Origin of the sequence: Rheinheimera riviphila (assembly GCF_004005945.1) — a bacterium.
GTDB lineage: Bacteria > Pseudomonadota > Gammaproteobacteria > Enterobacterales > Alteromonadaceae > Pararheinheimera > Pararheinheimera riviphila.
On the sequence record NZ_SACS01000013.1, the window covers coordinates 77,472 to 94,670 of the forward strand.

A 17,199-nucleotide genomic window follows, 5' to 3' on the forward strand; every position below is an offset into this window, starting at 1 on the left:
TGCACAAAAAACCACTATATTCACTGAACAGGTGCGGTTTTTTTCAGCGTTGGCTGAATAGCCAGGGCGACAGTTCGGCTTGGTTGTGTAGTACCAGTTGTTGTGATTCCGGCGAATGCAGTTCGGGTTTGAGGCTGACCTGCATTTCTTGCAGCAGGTACTGGGCGAGGCAGGCGCGGGTTTGTAGGCGGAGCACGCCGTCGGTTAAGCGGTAGTCTTCGGCGATGACTTGTTGTTGGGCGGTGGAGAGGCGTGGATCGGGGGTGAGTTGAATTTCCAGCTGCGTTTGCCAGCCGGGGTCTTGGGCGGCGCCGAATTCGGATTTATCCAGCAGTTCGGCGTCGCCGCGAAACCGGCTCAGCACAAAATCGCGGTATTGCCGGTGTTTTTCGTCGTAACCGCGCACGTGCCAGCGCAGGCCGGTGCGGACAAAATGATGTGGGGCGATGATGCGGCCTTCGGCGGTGGGGTTGGTCAGCGACAAATAGGCTAAATCGACCCGCAGCTGTTTACGCATGGCCTGCACCAAAATGCGGATCAGGCTGGGTTCAATCGGGCGCGCTGGTAGCGTTAAGGCGTAAAATGGCCATTGGGTGCTTTCGCGATCGCTGGAAATCTCAAGGTAAGTTTGCTGGGACAAGCTCAGCCAGTTCAGGTATTCCACCACGTCGCCGGAAATCAGCTGACAGCAAAAATCTGCAGTGGGCCGGAAGCCTTTGATACTGGCATCCAGTTGTAATTGCCGGGGGTAAAGCTTTTGGTAACTGGCTAAATCGGCTTGCGCCTGACCCCGGCCCAGCGCCATATGTTTGATTAAATGACTGGTACAAACCCGACCTTCCCACCAGGCCAATAATTCAATCAGCCAATACCTTTGAGTCAGTTCGAGTTTTGATTTCATTGCACTTCCTATGCAGCCTATGCAGCGGTCTTTGCCGAGGTTAACAATTCACCATACATGGAAATAATTCGGTCGCAAAATAATTAGTAAAGCAGAGCAGACATTCAGCTTAATTTTGTTCTGTCCCCGATATTATGACCCTGATATTACAAACTGTTATCTGTACTCAAATGCGTCGCCAGCCATTGTTGTCCGATGTCCGTGATACGGTATCGTTGTTTGCTGCTGCGAGGTATGTCCGGCAAGGTCATCACAATGACCTGTGCTAGCAATGCAGGTTTTAAATAGGCTGTGCGGAAGTGATCGTCGCCTTTAAGACCAAGCGCCGACTGGATTTGTTGCCTGGACATCTCGCCGCTCATCACGCGTAGCACACGTTCGACTTCACCTGTGACTTCACCTGCGACTTCACCTGTGACTTCACCTGTGACTTCCCATCCAGTGATGACTGGACCCAGAGACAACGGATGACGAGGAAGCCTGATCACAAAAGAAAGCCGGTCGTCGTCGGTCTCAAACTTCGGTGCAGGTGAGCCGTTCGTCGTCATTTCCTTCAAAATTTTCGGAATGCCGGTGGCGCGCCCTTCCGTCATCTGTAGTTCCTTCAGGAACTCGCCAATCCGACGATTGCGGTAACGACGGCTAACCGCACGGCCAACCTGGAGGTCCGCCATACGGATCGATCGATCCGGGCCAGGGAAACTCAGGATCACCAGCTCGTCGTAGCTGATCCGCACTTCTATCGGCTCTCGTTCTTCATAGGATCGGTGATAAACCGCGTTCACCAAAGCTTCCTCGATGGCTGCATAAGGGAAGTTCCAAATACGTGTGGCTTCGGCCCGATCAGGATGTTTAATGACTGTCTCACGCAAATAATTACGCTGAATGTAGTGCAACGCCTCACGCGTCATCTGCGCCAGAGGACCTTTAAAGATTTTTTCTTCAAAGCGATCTCCGCCAGCGCCTTCGGGAAACCAAACAACGTCAATCTGCACACCGGGGAAAAATCGTTCCGGTGTTTCATTAAAAAACAGCAATCCGACATTTTTGGCTCGCGCGGCTTCCGCAGCTCCGCCCGCCACGTTCATCTGCCGCGCCAATTCTTCGACCGACAACATGGAGGCATTCTCAGCCAAAGCACTGTTCACTTCATGCAAGAAGGCCTGCAATAAAGGCTTGGATAGATCATCAGGAAGAGCAGTTTGGTTGTATCGATCGTCGAACGGTACCTTGGCAGCCAGGCTCAACAGCTCGAGCTCAGCGTCACCTTTTGCCTCAACCGTACTACTGAAACGCCGAATGTAATAACGCCAGGTCTTCTTGTTAGCGGTAATGGCTTCCGGCGCTTTGTAAGGCCGGTTTTGCCCGCCTGGTGCCCATAGCACGATCAGCTTGCGTGCTTCCACTTCTTCAATGCTCAATACCGGGAAGTACGGTGGTTGAAACAACTGGCAAGCCGCCAGCAATTCCTGCTGAATTTTGTCGAGTTGATTGTCAGCTAACCCAACCGGTGGAAATACTGGTTGACCATTCGCGTCACAGTCTTGACCAATCACCACATAGCCGCCACCGAGGTTTTCAAAGTCGTTGGCAAAGGCGCAGATGGTGCGGATGATCGCATCGGGATTCCAACCAGATTTGTACTCGATACGTTCACCCTCGACAGTGCGCTGGCGTAACAAATCGATGAGGTTGATCGGGAGTTTGCTGTTCACTGTGTTTGACCTTGCTCAATTTAGTTAGGCAGTTCGTCGTCGGTGAAATCAAAATTTTTTTGACAGAAGACTTTTTGGTGGCAATTTGCTCTATAAGATCTGAATCTTCATGCATATGGAGTCTGCAACACGACTAATGCCTCAAGCTAGCCGCTTCTTGTTCTAATTTCAACAATCTATAAACATTAGTCGTGATTCAGGGCATGAGGTTTGATGTATTTTGCTCGCGCGACACCATATATAACTTATGATTTAGTGGCGAGGCATTCCAAGAACTGCGTTTAGGAATGTTAATCGCACGTTTTTGGCACAAACGAACCAACCGCTCATGTGGCGATTTGCTGAAATCATTAGCGCAGTATATTTCTGAGTTCGGCAGAAGGAATCAAAAAAACAAAGCCCAGTCCATAGTTAACAAACATCGTTAACTCTAAACCGAGCCTCGTTTTCTAAAATCAGTGTACTAAAGCAGATGACTAAATCGAAATACTCAATCAGCCTTTAGTCTGACGACGGCTAAACAGCAACGCCAGTAAGCCTAAACCTAAACCTAAAACCGCCAGCGTTGGTGCGGCTGGTACTTCGGCTTTTAATGCTGAAGGAGCCTGAGTCACCACCACATCATCAATAAAATTTCCGACGGTGCCGGTATTTAATGAGGTGAAACGGATGGTGCTGCTGGTGCTGTTGGCGACAAAGCTGCCGCTGAATTTGTTCCAGGCGCTGGTGCTGTGTTGTTGCACCAGAGCTTCTACGTTGCCAATACTGAACTCAAAGGCTTCGTTGGTATTGGCGCGGGCGCGGTAATAAAACGAGAAGTCGTATAACTGGCCTTTGGTGGTGGCGAAGGTTTGGAAAATTGACCAGGCGCCGTTGTTTTTGCCATCGGCATTCAGTTCGGCGTGGTGGTTGCCTTCTGGCGCCAGCACACCATTCAGGTGATGCCAGATTTCAACGTTGCTGCCTTCCCAGCCCAATACCTGGTCAGCACTAAAGTAGCTCCATTGGTTGTTTTTCAGTGGGTTAGCTTCAAAGCCACCGTTGACGATTAACGTGGCCTGCGCGCTGCTTGTTACGAAAGTTGCTGTCACTAAAGTTGCTGCTGCAACCCACATTTTGAAACCAGAAAACTGCATACTTCACCCTGTTCAAAAAATCGGCAACAACGCCATGACCGCGCATTCTACTGATCTGGATCTGGTCTGAACAGTACTTTTTTTAAGCAATTGCTAATTCAATTAGTTTGGTAGATTAACTGCTTGATTAGTAATGAAAAATGAAAAGTGGTCGGAGCTAATTATCGAAAATTAGCGCCGACCACTTTTTCTCTGCCGTTAGGACTTGCGCGCCACAAACTCCAGCACAGTGGCGTTAATACAATATCTTGGCTGGCCGTTGGGGCCGTCAGGAAAGACGTGGCCTAAGTGGATGCCGGAACTTTTGGCACGAATTTCTACGCGTTGCATGCCGTAGCGATTATCGGCTCTTTCGATGACAGAACCCTCGACTGGTTTGGTGAACGATAACCAGCCGCTGCCGGAATCAAATCGGTCGCGGGTGTCGAACAGTGCGGCGCCGCTGAGTTTGTCGATAAAAACGCCGTCCGGGGTGTTTTTGAAAATCTCGTATTCTTTGCAAAACCGGCCGTCGGTGCCTTCATCAAACGCCACGTTAAAGGCTTCTGATTCGCCCAGTTTAAAATGGCCCAATGCTTTATAAAATTCGGCTGACGTCATAGTGCCCTGGCGACCGAACACTTCTTTGCCCTGCTCTAAAAACAAAATAGTCGGCGTGGCCCAGGTTGGCGTTTTCAGCGTCAGGCCATCAAGCTCTGCCGCTGTGCGAAAAGTCATTGGAATGGTGCCCTGATAGGCATTGGCCACTTCTTTTTTAAAGTGCTCGCAATAAGGACAATAACCTTCGGCATCGATCACCACAATTTGCTTACCCAGCAATAGCTTGCTGTTGTCGGTGCTGGTTTTAGCCGTTTGCATTGACGCATCAAACTTCACGCCGGTGGCATGATCCGGGCAATAACCGTTCGGGTTTTTCGCCAGATAATCCTGATGGTAGTCTTCGGCCGGATAGAATTTATCCAGCGCTTTGATATTAGTGGTGATTTCGCCATACCCTTCAGCCGTCAGTCGTTGCTGATAGGACGCTTTGACTTGCTCAGCCACCTGCTGTTGCTGGACGCTGCCAAACAAAATAGTCGAGCGATATTGAGTGCCGATATCGTTACCCTGCCGGTTGAGCTGGGTTGGGTCGTGCTGCTCAAAATAGAACTGCAGAATTTGCTGTAAGCTGATTTGCGCCGGATTAAACGTTACCTGCACCACTTCGGCGAAATTATCCGGGTTATGTTGATGTTTGGCCCTGGTAATTTCCGAATAAGTCGGCGATAGGCCACGACCATCGGCATAACCGGACACCGCATCCACCACGCCTGGCAGCGCCTGGTAGCGTTTTTCGACGCCCCAGAAACAACCGGCGCCTAGCACTATCATTTCGAGTTGTTTGCTGGCCGGCATCGGTTTTGTCAGATCTACGGTCGCTGGCACTGCAGCCGCAGGTTGGCGTAACAGCATGGTATTCAGAATCACCAACACGCCCAACAAACCCAACAGCGCTGCGATATACCCAAACATTTTCATTTATTTACCCCTTATCACGGCGGATTGATGATCCGCACATCCAACAGCTTGCACAGCATAAGACAGTGCAGGCGGCAGATAACTTTCAAAAGTCTGTGTAATAAATGGATACGCTGAAAAATAGGTTTTGGTCTTTTAGTGATCAATATCAGAATCACAACAGCAAAAGAGCCCGTGGCCCTTTTGCTGTTGTGACTAGCTTGTCAGCGACATACCTGAAAGCCACCCGTGCCGTAAAGACACTGTTTCAGTGTTGGCCGGCAACTATTTAGACTTCACTTTAATTTGTTCCATACCCGATTCCGGTGGATCCATCATAAAATCAAGTTGCACGGTCGCGCCTTTTACGCCTTCGGCACTTGGTTGATAACGCCATTTTTCTAAAGCCCGAATAGCTTCTTTATTAAAGATCTCAGCAGGTTCTGCTTTGATAACTTTCACATCCGTCACTGAACCATCCGGCTGGATATTAAATTCCGCCTGCACATAGCCGGTGATGCGCTGCTGTGCTGCCTGCACCGGATATTTTGGCTCGACCCGCATCTGTGGTTGTGGCTGTTCAGCACCGGCATACGCAGGTTGCTGCAACCATAAAGCGCTCGCAACCACCAGTGCTAATCCGCCAAGTACCGCTGTTTTGCTAAAACCCTTGCTCTGCTGTAATTGCATTAAACGTTGTTTCATCATCTGTTTATCTCCATAGTGATAAGTCAGTGGCTGCCAACCATTGGCGGCCTGCTGTAAGTTGCTCACCAGCGCATAGCCGTAAGCAATTCGGTCTTGCTGACTGGCATTTTTCAGCACCAGTGCATCACATGCCAGTTCCTGATCCTGCCGGTAACGGCGGTAGGCTAGCCAAATCAAAGGGTTAAACCAGGAAACTGCCAACAGAGCCAGCGCCAGGTAGTTGCAATGCAAATCACCACGCTGCCAGTGCGCCAGTTCATGGCGCAGGATCAGCTGTTGTTGTTGTGGGCTAAAACGTTGGGAAAAATCGCGTGGCAACAACACTTTAGGTTGCAGGAAACCGCTGATATGTGGCCCCGTGAGCTGGTCGCTCTGATAACAAAGCCCTGTCGGAAGACCACTGTCGCTCACTGGTATTGGCTGTGCTTGTTGCAACATCCGTTGCAGCGACCAGTGCATCACACCAATCATGGTGACAACGGCCATCACGCCAACCGCCCACACCCAAACCAGCCAGTCGTGTTGCTGCAGTTGTTGTTGCAGTTGCTGTAATTGCTGCGCAGTGACTTTGACAATCAACATCTCGACTGCACTGCTCGCCACGGCAGTAGTGCAGCAAGCGTGGATGACAGCAACCACAACGGCACACTCAGCCACAAGGCGTATAAAGTGCGGGCGCCAAGCGTCTGCAGTAGTTTTTGATGCCCAAGCAGCAACACCAACAGCAGCATAGACAACGGCAACTGTTGGGCGAAAATCCAGTTAATCATCCTGCGTTCCTTGTTGCGCTTGTTCCCAATCGGCGATCAGCTGTTTTAGCTCATCAATATCAGTCGCCTGCAGGGTTGTACTGGCGGCAAAACCGGCCACTAAAGGCGCAATGCGACCAGCAAACACCCGGGCGATAAAGCTCTGGCTTTCTTTATATTGATAATCTTGTTGTTGCAGGACTGGGGAATACAAATAAGCACGGCCATCTTTTTCAAAACTGACAGCACCTTTCGACACTAAACGATTAAGCAGGGTTTTGACGGTTTTCTCATGCCACTGGCTGGCATCGGCTAGCGCATCCACCACCTGATTGGCGGTTTGTGGCGCTTGCTGCCACAAAATTTTCAGCACTTCAAGTTCTGCCGGACTGATGTCTTTCATTTCAAACCTCATTGATTACAACTGTAATAGATTTAATATTACAGATGTAATCAATTGCGGCAAGGTATTTTTCGATAAAAATTTAAGACAGTAACAAACCCAGCATCAATAAATGACAAGCCACCACCACCCAGGTCAGGCGACGGCGTAATTGCAGGTAAGAAGGGTGATATTGCTCGTCCAGCGCAAACCAGCGCTCGCCTAACCGTAGCGCGATAAACAGCAGCAATTCAATGGCTAAGGTATAAGATGCCGGTAATAACCCCGCCAGAAAACTCAGTACCGGCAAACTAACTGCAAACAACGCTAACGGCCGCACCGACGCTTGCTGCGCCCACACCGGCCATAGAACCCCGGCCATAAAACCCAGAATAATAGCGCTGTAACGCTGGAACATGGTTAAAGCGTCCAACTGTGGCCAGATTGGGAAAAAGGTGAGTAGCGTTAATAACATAAAGGGCAATAGCCCGAGGTAACCTAAGCCTTGTAAAAACCGAACTGAATGCATTGTTATTTTCCAGAGATGGTGCGCAACAACGCTTACGCTGCAAGATCGCAGTCAGATCTGTCAATCAACATCTGGCAGAATGCCCTGAAATTGCCTTGAGCTACCGAAAATCGCTAAAAATAGATCAAAAGGCAACCGACGCTAGTATCCCGCTTGCCCCAGTACCACACCAATAAAAATCACCAGTCCGACATAATGATTATTTAAAAAGGCTTTAAAGCAGCCGTCGCGACCTTGTCTGGCGAGCCGATGCTGGTAGATAAACAACACCAGCGCGACCACCAACGATAGATAAAACGCCTGACTGAGCCCGGCCAAGGCGCCAGCCCATTCTAATAAAGCCAGCATACCTAACTGCAAAATAGCGATCATAAACAGCGCATAACGCCCGAACAACCGGGCGGTGGATTTGACGCCAATTTTTTCGTCATCGTCTTTGTCGACCATGGCGTAAAAGGTGTCGTAAGCGACCGTCCACAGCAAGTTAGCGCCATAAATCAGCCAGACTAACAACGGCAACTGGCCCTGGATCGCCATAAAACTCATCACCATACCCCAGCTAAAAGCCGCGCCCAGCACCACTTGTGGCAGATGGGTGTAACGTTTCATAAAGGGGTAACTGGCGGCAAGCGCTACTGCGACCAAAGCCAGTACAGCCGATTGCCAATTGAGAAACAGCAGCAACAACGCCGACAATGCCAACAACAGGCCAAACAGCTGTAAAGCTTCGCTGCTACTCACGGCGCCGGTGGCCAGTGGCCGTTGTTTGGTGCGCTCAACGGCGCCGTCAAAATTGCGGTCGGCGTAATCATTAATCACGCAGCCCGCAGCGCGCATCAGCACCACGCCCAGCGTGAAAATCAGCAGCATGTCGATGGCAGGTATTCCGTCACTCGCCAGCCACAGAGCCCAGTACGTTGGCCATAACAACAAATAAGTGCCGATGGGTTTATCCAGCCGCATCAGTTGCCGGTAGTCACGCCATTTTGAAGTCTGAAGTTGCCAGTTCATTGCTGCAATAATCCTGCTAAAAATACTTCCTGCACCAAGAGTTCGTGTTGCTGCAAGGCAAAAAACGACCGGCGGCCCCAGACTTGCGGCTGCTCGCCAAGCGCTGGTAACTGCAAGCCTGCGGCAAAACAGGCGACTTCAATCTCGCCACGGACTAAATCCGGTTGCTGGAAAATATAATCACCGAGTGGCTGCTCGCCAAGATCGGCCAAAGGCGTCAGGGCCTGTAAGGTGTGATCCGGCAAAAAACTCTGGCCGAACACACAAGGCTGCTCGCCTAAATACAAAATGACTTGCCGCTGCATGCCGATTTTTGTTTGCCATCGATTGGCCAAAGCTACCGGTAATGTGACTGTCTGCTCACTGAAAAGCTGCAACCAAAATCCAGATCGAAAGGATTTTAGCTTTTGCGTCAGTGAACCCGGACATAACAACCAGGGCGCTAACTCTACAGGTAATTCAAGCGCTGACGCTTGTTCCGGCATCCGCGACTTTGGCAATGGCACTGCTGGTAATTGCCAGCCGGCATAAGAGAAAATCTCATCACACTTCATAAAAAAACATCGAATGGTTAGCGCGAAAACTGACGGCATCATAACAACTCCACCAGCATTTTTCAGCTGATGCCGCAGCCAACCGTGACAAAAAGCCTTAGCTTCATTAACCTCAGCACAGAGCACAGGCGCAATCAGCACGGAGTACCACATGCAACAGGCAGATATTGTGATTATTGGTGCAGGCCATGCTGGTTATCAGCTGGTGAAGGAGATTCGTAAACTCAATCACGAGCTCAGCATATTACTGCTCTGTGCCGATAGCGGCGACTATTACTCCAAACCGCTGCTCTCCAACGGTTTTAGTAAAGGCAAAACGGCCGAGACTTTGGTGCAAAAAACTGCCGCTGAGATGGCCGTCGAATATCAAATCCAGATCCAACCTGGCTGCGAAGTACAGGAAATTGATCCAGTCCGCCAATTGCTACACAGTAGCCACGGCGACATAGGTTATCAGCAGCTGGTGCTGGCCACCGGCGCCAGCGCTTTAACACCGCCGCTGCCCGCTGCCGCTTTAGAAATCAGCCAACCAATCAATGATTTAGCCGATTATCAGCAATTCTTGGCACGCTGTGCCGGCAAACAACAAATTTGTATTTTAGGCGCCGGACTGGTCGGCATTGAATATGCAAACGATTTGGTGAGCGCGGGATATCAGGTGTCGGTGATTGCGCTGGAACAACAACCACTGGCACAACTGATGCCCGCAGCCCTTGGCGATAAGCTGGCGCAGGCGTTGATGCAATTGGGGGTGACGTTTTATTGGGGCAGCCCGATTGCTGCAGCAGAACCCAATGGTGACGCTTGTGAACTCACACTCAGTGACGGTCGTACATTCAGTACACAACTGATTTTGTCAGCCATTGGTTTACGACCAAACATTCACCTGGCAAAAAAAGTTGGCCTTGATTGTGGTAAAGGCATTCAGGTTGACCAATATTTACAAAGCTCTGTCGCGAATATTTACGCGATTGGCGACTGCGCCGAAATTTGCCACCATGTATTGATGTATATCACGCCGATTAATTTGTCGGCCAAGGCACTGGCGGCAACTTTGGTGGGTCAGCCAACGCTGTTGCAGTTGCCCGCGATGCCGGTGTTGGTGAAAAGTCCGGCGTTGCCGGTGGTGAGTTGTCAAAACCGGCAGCCAGATCACAGTGACTGGCAGATCAGCGGTGAAGGGGATGACTTACAAGCGCTATGGTTTGACGCACAGCAACAATTGCAGGCATTTGCGTTAACAGGAAAAATGGTCGGGCAACGCATGCGTTTAATCAAACAAATGGCTAATTTACTACCTGCTGTAGGATAGCCAGCGCTTGGTGACTCAGGTACACTTGTTAACAGAATCAATCGACTTAAAATCAGTGTGGTTTAGATGAAAAACTTATATGCGGTATTACTGTTATTACTAAGTGGAGCTGCACTGGCTCAGGATCCACCTGCAGCCGCCCCAGCGTCCAACAAACCTAAAATTGTTTATTACGGTTTTGACCCGGATATTGTGACCAATTACGTTACCAGCGGCCAAAAAAGCCTCGGGTATGTCCGGGTGACCATGGAATTGATGATCAAAGACGAAAAGTTTCTGCCGATGATTGAACATCATGAACCAATGATCCTGAACGCGATTGTTGGGGTGTTTGGTAAAGAGCAGGAAGACGCCATCAAATCGTTGACCGGCCGCGAAGAAATCCGCCTGAAAATTCTGAAGAGTCTGAACGAATTACTGACCAAAGAAATTGGTGCCGCCGCAGTGCAGGATGTGTTGTTTACCAAATATTTGTATCAATAACCACCCAGTTCCGCATTAAAAATCAGATCTTTGCGTAGAGCGTACTCACCGCGTCAGCGGTAGTACGCCGCATGGCACTCACCGCGAAATTTCAAAGCTCAACGGCGGACTAGCTTCGCTGAGACAGCCCTACTTTTTACCGTACAATCAGACACTTGCGTAGGGCGTACTCACCGCGCAAGCGGTAGTACGCCGCATGGCACTCACCGCGTCAGCGGTAGTACGCCGAATAATGACGTGCAATTTCAAAGCTCAACGGCGGACTAGCTTCGCTGAGTCCGCCCTTTTTACCGTACAAAATGGCACTCACCGCCACAACAATTAAACCGACAACGCTGTTGCCGCCGGACGCCGCTGCAACAACGCCAGGCAGATGCCCGTCAACAAACCGGCTAAATGCGCCCAATTCGCGGTGTTCACCCACAACAAATCGGCAAAACCTAACACCAGAAACAATAACGCCACGCCGATATCGGCATGATTTAACCGCAACTGCGGGCTTTGAAAACGCCAGCCGTAACACCAGGCAAAACCCATCACCGCATAAGCGACCCCGGACAATCCGCCAAACTGATCATTGTGCAGCAAAAATTGTGCGGTATTGCTAATAACCGCAGCCGCCAACGACAGCAGCAACAACACCCGTGTTCCCAAATGAACTTCAATGCGGCCGGCAAACAACCACCAGGCCAGTAAATTAAACATCAGATGGGCGACACCAAAATGCAGCAGCGCCGGAGTTAACCAGCGAAAGCTCAGCCAGTCGTCTTGAAATTGCCAGGGACTAAAAAACTTCAGTTGATTGTAAACATCAGCTGGCCAGATTTGCTGTGCAATAAATACCAGCACACACAGCAGCGCCACCGTTTGCGTCCAGACTCCAGCCATACTGCGCATCCGTTGCCACACCGGCGCCAAACCCAAGCCACCACTTTGCGCAGCAGGTTGATTATGCGCCCAGGCAGCACCACTGTATTTCGGATCGTCCGGCTGTTCGATAAAGGCCGACAACTCCAGCTGCACCAGGGCAGCTACCGCTTCTTCAGCGTACAGCTCAGCCCGGTCAGCCGACAGCACCACCACACTCACCGGCCACTGACAACTCAGGCAATAAGCGGCAAACGTCTGGGCGGCACTGGCAGAATTCAGTTCAGCCAACTTCAGCATCATCCGTTATTCCGCACTGCTGACATGTGGGAAATTGTGCCGCCAGCCTTCAAAACCACCGTCCATGCTGTACACCTCTTCAAAACCCTGTTGCACCAGATATTGCGCTGCACCCTGGCTCGAATTGCCGTGGTAACACACCACCACCACCGGCTGTTCAAAATCGTGTTGCTGGGTAAATTGCAGCAAAGTGCCGTTGGTCAGATGAAAAGCACCGTCGATATGGGCGGCGCTGAAACTTTGTTCATCCCGAATATCAACAATCACAATTTCGCCTTGCTGCAGTCTGGTAAAAGTATCGGTGACTGATATATGTTTAAACTCTTTCATACGATGATAAATCCTTAATGCTGTCCGCCGCATGGTACCGCAGCATCAGCAAAATTGCAGCTGTCGGATTTTTAAAACCAGCCAACGCCCAGAGCTTTACTTGCTATTAATTTAATGTTAACAATGCTAAATTATTTATCGCTTGTTTTTGCATCAACTTGTAGGAGACACCATGAGCAGCCTGATTACTTTGATCGTCATTGGCTTGTTGCTGTTATACGTTATTAGTATTTTCAACCAGTTAGTAAAGCTCAAAAACCGCTTCCAAAACGCTTTTGCCCAGATTGAAGTGCAGCTGAAACGCCGCTACGACCTGATCCCCAATCTGGTTGAAACCGCCAAGGGGTATATGGCGCATGAGCGCGACACTTTAGAAGCAGTGATCCAGGCGCGTAATGCGGCAGTGGCAGAATTAAAAGTCGCATCCAGCAACCCGGGCGATGCCGGGGCCATTGGCCAGTTAGCTGGCGCAGAATCAGCGTTGCAAGGTGCAATGAGCCGCTTCAGCATGGTGATGGAAGCTTATCCGGATTTAAAAGCCAACGAAAATATGCTGCAGTTATCCGAAGAGCTGACCAGCACCGAAAACAAAGTTTCTTTTGCCCGCCAGGCGTTTAATGACGCGGTTACCGAGTACAACAGCTATCGCCAAAGTTTCCCGCCGGTATTTTTTGCCGGATTTTTTGGCCATACCCAGGATGCCAAACTGCTCGAATTCGCTGACAGCGCTGCAATTCAGGCTGCGCCTAAAGTGAGCTTTTAACCACCGTGGCGGTAGATTTTTTTAAAGCGCAAGACGAAGCGCGCCGCAACACCAAGCTGCTGGTCCTGTTGTTTGGACTGGCGGTTTTTTGTCTGCTGATCCTTACCAACATACTGTTATTAATCACCTTAGGTTTTCTTAACCCCGAGCAAAGCCAGTTGCTGTTTTCACCTTCAGCACCGAACTGGTGGTCGGCGTTGCCCTGGCCTATCATGGCCTGGACCAGTCTTGGCATTGTGCTGCTGATTGGCATTGTGGTCGCAATCAAACGCGCCGAACTGCGTCAGGGTGGTCAGGTGGTCGCCAAAGCGCTTGGCGGCATCCGGCTTGATCATCAGATCGCGGATCCAAAACAACGGATGTTATTAAACGTAGTCGAGGAAATGGCCATCGCCGCGGGCGTGCCGGTACCGCCGGTGTATTTAATGCCCGAAGCGGGGATTAATGCCTTTGCTGCCGGTTACGCCCCCGCCGACGCAGTGATTGGTATTACCGAAGGTTGTTTGCAGCAACTAAATCGCGACCAGCTGCAAGGCGTCATAGCCCATGAATTCAGCCATATTCTGAACGGCGATATGCGGATGAACATCCGCTTGATTGCGCTGCTGCAAGGCATTTTGTTTATTGGGCATGCTGGGTATTATTTGCTGCGAAGCGGTGGCCGCACGGCTGCGGCGGTCAGTATTGGCAGTTCCCGTTCGAAAAACAGCAATGGCGGCGGCATTTTTGCGTTGGCGCTGGGTTTAATGGTGCTGGGTTATCTTGGTTCCTTTTTCGGAAATTTAATCAAAGCCGCCGTCAGCCGGCAACGTGAGTTTCTGGCCGATGCCAGCGCGGTGCAATTTACCCGCAATCCACAGGGCATCGCTGGCGCGCTCAAAGCCATCGGCGCAGTTGGCAGTCGTGGTAGCAGAGTCAAACACCCGAACGCCGATGAAATGAGCCATCTGTTTTTTGGTGAAGCAATTTCGCGCTGGACCAGCCTGTTTGCCACCCATCCACCTTTGGCCGAGCGGATTAAACGGATTGATCCGTCGTGGCTTGGAAAATTTCCACAGGCAGCCGAGCCACCAACGTCTAACTTCACTGACAGCGCCAACCAAAACAACGACTCCGGTCACTCTGCTGCCGCCAAGCCAGCCACTGGCAGCCAAGCGGTACAACACATGCTGGCGGCGATCCCGGCTTTGTTGCTTCACAGCAGCCGCCACGCACCTTCGGCGCCAGCGCTGGTGTGTGCCTGTCTGATCCAGCCTGAGCATCTGGCGCGTCAACTGCATTTTGTCAAAGAGCTGGGCAGTGCCGCGCTGCTGGCCGATGTCGACCGGCTCTATGATCAGGTGTCGCAGTTAACCCCACGACAAAAACTGCAGTTGCTGCAGTTGGTGATCCCGGCGCTCAAACAACAAACCTCTCAGCAATTTTTGTACTTGCAACAACTGGTGGAAGCACTGGTGAGCTGCGACGGGCAACAAGATTTACTGGAGTGGAGTCTGATGTGCTGGCTGGAGCATTGTGTCGGCAGCCAGTTTGACCCGGATCAGATTTATCGCGGCGACCGCGCCAGTCGTTTATCCCAGGTGGAAGCTGCCGCTTTGGCATTGCTGAGTGTCTGTACCAGGCTTGTGGCCGAGCCTGCAACGCAGCAACAAGCCTGGCAAGCGGGTCTGACGGCACTCGGGTTACCGGCAACTACGGTAGAGCCTGCTGCCGATTTAGTGCATTTAAAAACTTTGTTGCCGCAGTTAATTCAAACCGCGCCAATGCTGAAAAAGCAGTTGTGGCAGATGGTGCAGGCCGCCATTATGGCCGACGAAAACCTCAGTCAGGACGAGGGGTTATTAGCTGATGCGCTGGCTTTATTACTGGAAGTGCCAAAACCAGACTTGCTCAGATAAATCGCTGCCGGAGCCGCAAAGCCCGGCCGCTAACACCGGCATGGTTGATTATTCGGCAGCAATTGCCAATTTGTGCTTTAGCTATCCGGCTGGCTTAGGTAGAATATGCGCCCTTTAGGATGTGGACCAAGCCCAATGTCAGACCAACGCCTGTTTTTAGTGTACGACGCTGCCTTTGACGATTTGGATGCAGAAGGCTGTCCGGCGTTTGGTTATGTGCTGCTGTTTAATGAACAGGATGTCGCAGGCTATCAATCCGGGGAAAACCCACCCTTCCCTGCCGTTTCATTGTTATTTACCGACCATGCCGATGGCACCATCAGCGGCGATTTATTGGGTTGGGCGCAGCTTGATCACGAAGTTTTTCAAACCTTTCCACTGGGTTATTTCTTTATGCTGATGGAACAAGCAGCGCAGGTTGCCATCAATGCGTACCGTCAGGTGGGCCAGGTTCCGGATCAGCTGGTCGCGATGAATATGCCGCACGACGATTTAATTCAGTTTGATGTGCAATTTGGCGAGCTAAAACTGTCCGACAGCGATGCAGAGTTGCAGCTGGCGCAACAAATGATGGTTGGCCGTCCTTACCTCGATTCTTAGTTCAGCACTTAGCCCACTCGCCGCAACCATTTGCTTTGGTTGCCAACTGAACTGCTCCATCAGGCATCCAACGCCTTGGTTTTCACGTATACCGCGGTATTGTCAGTTCAGAATTCATTCAGATGACCCACCACAAACTGCTGTTGCCGGCGAAAATCTGTGCCCATTGTGGCCGTCCTTTTAACTGGCGTAAAAAATGGAAGCTGAATTGGCCGCAGGTTCGGTACTGCTCCGAACGGTGTCGGCAACAACGCTAGCGCTTCGTTCAAAGCCGCTATTTTTGAGTTGCGCCGCTGCACAAAAAAGCTTCTAATGTTAAAAAACACAACCGGAAGCAAATTTAATGAAAACGAAAATTCTGTTTGGTCTTTCTCTACTGACTTGCTCGTTGTTTAGCCAGGCCTATGATTTAACCCAGCTGCAGCACCATCTTGATCGTCAACAATTCCGAAAACTCCACCAGGCCGTTGAACAGCTTCCGGAAACACCAACAAAGGCCGAATTGCGGGTGATGCAGGTCAAAGCCATGTTGTCGCTGAAAGACGACGAAGCTTTGGAAGAATTAATGCCCACCTTACTGAAAGATTTCCCAAACCATGCCGAATTGATTTTTCTGGCAAGCGCCAATCAGTTTAATCTGGCGCAGTCGGGCAGCATGTTTTCCGCACCAGGTCGCGCCAAAAAAGGTCTGGCCTACCTGCAACAAGCGGTCAAACTTGAACCCGACAATCTGGAATATCAGCGAACGCTGATTGGCTTTTATTACAGCGCCCCCGGCATTGCGGGTGGTGATGAAGACGAAGCAAAACGTTTAGCTGATGCATTACTGACCAAAAATACCATTCACGGCACCCTGGCGCACGCCGATATTCTACGCAAAAATGAAAAAAACACCGAAGCGCTGGCGCTGATCGACACCCAATTAGCGGCGCAGCCAGACAATACCGAACTACTGGAAGCCAAGGCAGCTTTGCTTGCCAGCGAGAAAAAAGCTGCCGAAGCTTTTGCCTTGTATCAAAAAGCTTTAACGCTATACCCGACTGAACTGGAAAAGTATGGCAGCATGTATCAACTCGGCCGGTTAGCCGCGGTTGAAGGCCAGGACGCGGCAACCGGCACCCAGGCTTTGCAACAATATCTGGCGTTTTTTAAGGATAGCGATAACCCGATGTACCCTTGGGCCATGCTGCGTTTAGCCCAAATTCAGTTACGCCTGAATGACAAAGCCGCCGCCACCGCCACTATCGAGCCGTTGCTGGCAAAAGAGCAAACGCAGGAACGACTGCAAAAAGAACTGAAATCCTTCCAAAAGCAGTTAAAGTCTGGCAAAAGCTAACGATAACGTTAGACCGTTATCAGCCCCCACTCAGGCAGTTCGGTTGCGAATTGCCTGATTGTTTTCCGCAAAACCGCATATCCAACACTAGTCAAAACCACCACCAGCGATATACTACAATTTTTCCC

Annotated in this window: 19 protein-coding genes; 7 read left to right on the forward strand and 12 right to left on the reverse strand. The window is 50.7% G+C overall.

The window, feature by feature from the left end; genetic code table 11:
* Nucleotides 1-43: 43 nt before the first annotated feature.
* The 10 genes from EOE67_RS12730 to EOE67_RS12775 all read right to left on the reverse strand — a co-directional run bounded on the left by EOE67_RS12730 (nt 44) and on the right by EOE67_RS12775 (nt 9,224).
* The gene (locus tag EOE67_RS12730) at nt 44-901 is read right to left on the reverse strand and encodes a BrxR family helix-turn-helix transcriptional regulator (protein WP_127699462.1); all 858 of its coding nucleotides are present in this window, start codon (nt 899-901) and stop codon (nt 44-46) included.
* A gap of 146 nt (nt 902-1,047) precedes the next feature.
* Nucleotides 1,048-2,616, reverse strand: a complete 1,569-nt coding sequence (locus EOE67_RS12735) for a Fic family protein (protein WP_127699463.1) — start codon at nt 2,614-2,616, stop codon at nt 1,048-1,050.
* Between the two features lie 494 nt (nt 2,617-3,110).
* The gene (locus tag EOE67_RS12740) at nt 3,111-3,752 is read right to left on the reverse strand and encodes a DUF642 domain-containing protein (protein ID WP_206099583.1); all 642 of its coding nucleotides are present in this window, start codon (nt 3,750-3,752) and stop codon (nt 3,111-3,113) included.
* Between the two features lie 198 nt (nt 3,753-3,950).
* A complete protein-coding gene (msrA, locus tag EOE67_RS12745; RefSeq protein ID WP_240652806.1) occupies nt 3,951-5,270 on the reverse strand; it encodes a peptide-methionine (S)-S-oxide reductase MsrA in 1,320 nt (439 codons plus the stop codon).
* A gap of 264 nt (nt 5,271-5,534) precedes the next feature.
* Nucleotides 5,535-6,614, reverse strand: coding sequence for a M56 family metallopeptidase (locus tag EOE67_RS12750; RefSeq protein WP_338069032.1), 1,080 nt, complete (start codon nt 6,612-6,614; stop codon nt 5,535-5,537).
* A complete protein-coding gene (locus EOE67_RS12755) occupies nt 6,533-6,727 on the reverse strand; it encodes a hypothetical protein (RefSeq protein ID WP_127699465.1) in 195 nt (64 codons plus the stop codon). The genes EOE67_RS12750 and EOE67_RS12755 overlap by 82 nt, the downstream gene beginning before the upstream one ends.
* The gene (locus EOE67_RS12760) at nt 6,720-7,109 is read right to left on the reverse strand and encodes a BlaI/MecI/CopY family transcriptional regulator (protein WP_127699466.1); all 390 of its coding nucleotides are present in this window, start codon (nt 7,107-7,109) and stop codon (nt 6,720-6,722) included. The genes EOE67_RS12755 and EOE67_RS12760 overlap by 8 nt, the downstream gene beginning before the upstream one ends.
* An 82-nt stretch (nt 7,110-7,191) precedes the next feature.
* Nucleotides 7,192-7,617 (reverse strand): DUF3429 domain-containing protein, encoded by a 426-nt coding sequence (locus tag EOE67_RS12765; protein WP_127699467.1) that lies wholly within the window; start codon nt 7,615-7,617, stop codon nt 7,192-7,194.
* A gap of 141 nt (nt 7,618-7,758) precedes the next feature.
* Nucleotides 7,759-8,628 (reverse strand): 4-hydroxybenzoate octaprenyltransferase, encoded by an 870-nt coding sequence (ubiA, locus tag EOE67_RS12770; RefSeq protein ID WP_206099584.1) that lies wholly within the window; start codon nt 8,626-8,628, stop codon nt 7,759-7,761.
* Nucleotides 8,625-9,224 (reverse strand): chorismate--pyruvate lyase family protein, encoded by a 600-nt coding sequence (locus tag EOE67_RS12775; protein WP_164852323.1) that lies wholly within the window; start codon nt 9,222-9,224, stop codon nt 8,625-8,627. The genes ubiA and EOE67_RS12775 overlap by 4 nt, the downstream gene beginning before the upstream one ends.
* A gap of 109 nt (nt 9,225-9,333) precedes the next feature.
* On the opposite strand from EOE67_RS12775, the gene EOE67_RS12780 reads away from it, so the two are divergent.
* Both EOE67_RS12780 and EOE67_RS12785 read left to right on the forward strand, forming a co-directional pair.
* Nucleotides 9,334-10,494, forward strand: coding sequence for an FAD-dependent oxidoreductase (locus EOE67_RS12780; RefSeq protein WP_127699472.1), 1,161 nt, complete (start codon nt 9,334-9,336; stop codon nt 10,492-10,494).
* 66 nt (nt 10,495-10,560) lie between these two features.
* Complete coding sequence (locus tag EOE67_RS12785; protein ID WP_127699475.1) at nt 10,561-10,977, forward strand: flagellar basal body-associated FliL family protein; 417 nt, start codon at nt 10,561-10,563, stop codon at nt 10,975-10,977.
* 321 nt (nt 10,978-11,298) lie between these two features.
* Here EOE67_RS12785 and EOE67_RS12790 read toward each other — a convergent pair whose 3' ends face one another.
* Nucleotides 11,299-12,147, reverse strand: coding sequence for a rhomboid family intramembrane serine protease (locus tag EOE67_RS12790; protein ID WP_127699477.1), 849 nt, complete (start codon nt 12,145-12,147; stop codon nt 11,299-11,301).
* Between the two features lie 3 nt (nt 12,148-12,150).
* Nucleotides 12,151-12,474, reverse strand: coding sequence for a thiosulfate sulfurtransferase GlpE (gene glpE, locus EOE67_RS12795; protein WP_127699479.1), 324 nt, complete (start codon nt 12,472-12,474; stop codon nt 12,151-12,153).
* A gap of 172 nt (nt 12,475-12,646) precedes the next feature.
* On the opposite strand from glpE, the gene EOE67_RS12800 reads away from it, so the two are divergent.
* From EOE67_RS12800 to EOE67_RS12820, 5 genes are all read left to right on the forward strand, one after another.
* Nucleotides 12,647-13,237 (forward strand): LemA family protein, encoded by a 591-nt coding sequence (locus tag EOE67_RS12800; RefSeq protein WP_127699481.1) that lies wholly within the window; start codon nt 12,647-12,649, stop codon nt 13,235-13,237.
* A gap of 5 nt (nt 13,238-13,242) precedes the next feature.
* On the forward strand, nt 13,243-15,135 hold the full coding sequence (locus EOE67_RS12805; RefSeq protein WP_127699483.1) for a M48 family metallopeptidase: 1,893 nt from the start codon (nt 13,243-13,245) through the stop codon (nt 15,133-15,135).
* 135 nt (nt 15,136-15,270) lie between these two features.
* Entirely contained in the window at nt 15,271-15,735 is a 465-nt protein-coding gene (locus EOE67_RS12810) for a hypothetical protein (RefSeq protein ID WP_127699485.1), read from the forward strand.
* Between the two features lie 122 nt (nt 15,736-15,857).
* Nucleotides 15,858-15,992 carry a DUF2256 domain-containing protein gene (locus EOE67_RS12815; protein ID WP_127699487.1) on the forward strand — a complete coding sequence of 45 codons (135 nt, stop codon included), beginning with the start codon at nt 15,858-15,860 and terminating at the stop codon, nt 15,990-15,992.
* A gap of 86 nt (nt 15,993-16,078) precedes the next feature.
* Entirely contained in the window at nt 16,079-17,071 is a 993-nt protein-coding gene (locus EOE67_RS12820; protein ID WP_127699489.1) for a tetratricopeptide repeat protein, read from the forward strand.
* Nucleotides 17,072-17,199 lie beyond the last annotated feature (128 nt).

Bases quoted from the DNA above. Each gene is read 5' to 3' on its own strand.
- EOE67_RS12730 (WP_127699462.1), bottom strand. From the start codon at position 901: ATGAAATCAAAACTCGAACTGACTCAAAGGTATTGGCTGATTGAATTA.
- EOE67_RS12740 (WP_206099583.1), bottom strand. From the start codon at position 3,752: ATGCAGTTTTCTGGTTTCAAAATGTGGGTTGCAGCAGCAACTTTAGTG.
- msrA (WP_240652806.1), bottom strand. From the start codon at position 5,270: ATGAAAATGTTTGGGTATATCGCAGCGCTGTTGGGTTTGTTGGGCGTG.
- EOE67_RS12755 (WP_127699465.1), bottom strand. From the start codon at position 6,727: ATGATTAACTGGATTTTCGCCCAACAGTTGCCGTTGTCTATGCTGCTG.
- EOE67_RS12760 (WP_127699466.1), bottom strand. From the start codon at position 7,109: ATGAAAGACATCAGTCCGGCAGAACTTGAAGTGCTGAAAATTTTGTGG.
- EOE67_RS12765 (WP_127699467.1), bottom strand. From the start codon at position 7,617: ATGCATTCAGTTCGGTTTTTACAAGGCTTAGGTTACCTCGGGCTATTG.
- ubiA (WP_206099584.1), bottom strand. From the start codon at position 8,628: ATGAACTGGCAACTTCAGACTTCAAAATGGCGTGACTACCGGCAACTG.
- EOE67_RS12775 (WP_164852323.1), bottom strand. From the start codon at position 9,224: ATGATGCCGTCAGTTTTCGCGCTAACCATTCGATGTTTTTTTATGAAG.
- EOE67_RS12780 (WP_127699472.1), top strand. From the start codon at position 9,334: ATGCAACAGGCAGATATTGTGATTATTGGTGCAGGCCATGCTGGTTAT.
- EOE67_RS12785 (WP_127699475.1), top strand. From the start codon at position 10,561: ATGAAAAACTTATATGCGGTATTACTGTTATTACTAAGTGGAGCTGCA.
- EOE67_RS12790 (WP_127699477.1), bottom strand. From the start codon at position 12,147: ATGATGCTGAAGTTGGCTGAACTGAATTCTGCCAGTGCCGCCCAGACG.
- glpE (WP_127699479.1), bottom strand. From the start codon at position 12,474: ATGAAAGAGTTTAAACATATATCAGTCACCGATACTTTTACCAGACTG.
- EOE67_RS12800 (WP_127699481.1), top strand. From the start codon at position 12,647: ATGAGCAGCCTGATTACTTTGATCGTCATTGGCTTGTTGCTGTTATAC.
- EOE67_RS12810 (WP_127699485.1), top strand. From the start codon at position 15,271: ATGTCAGACCAACGCCTGTTTTTAGTGTACGACGCTGCCTTTGACGAT.
- EOE67_RS12815 (WP_127699487.1), top strand. From the start codon at position 15,858: ATGACCCACCACAAACTGCTGTTGCCGGCGAAAATCTGTGCCCATTGT.
- EOE67_RS12820 (WP_127699489.1), top strand. From the start codon at position 16,079: ATGAAAACGAAAATTCTGTTTGGTCTTTCTCTACTGACTTGCTCGTTG.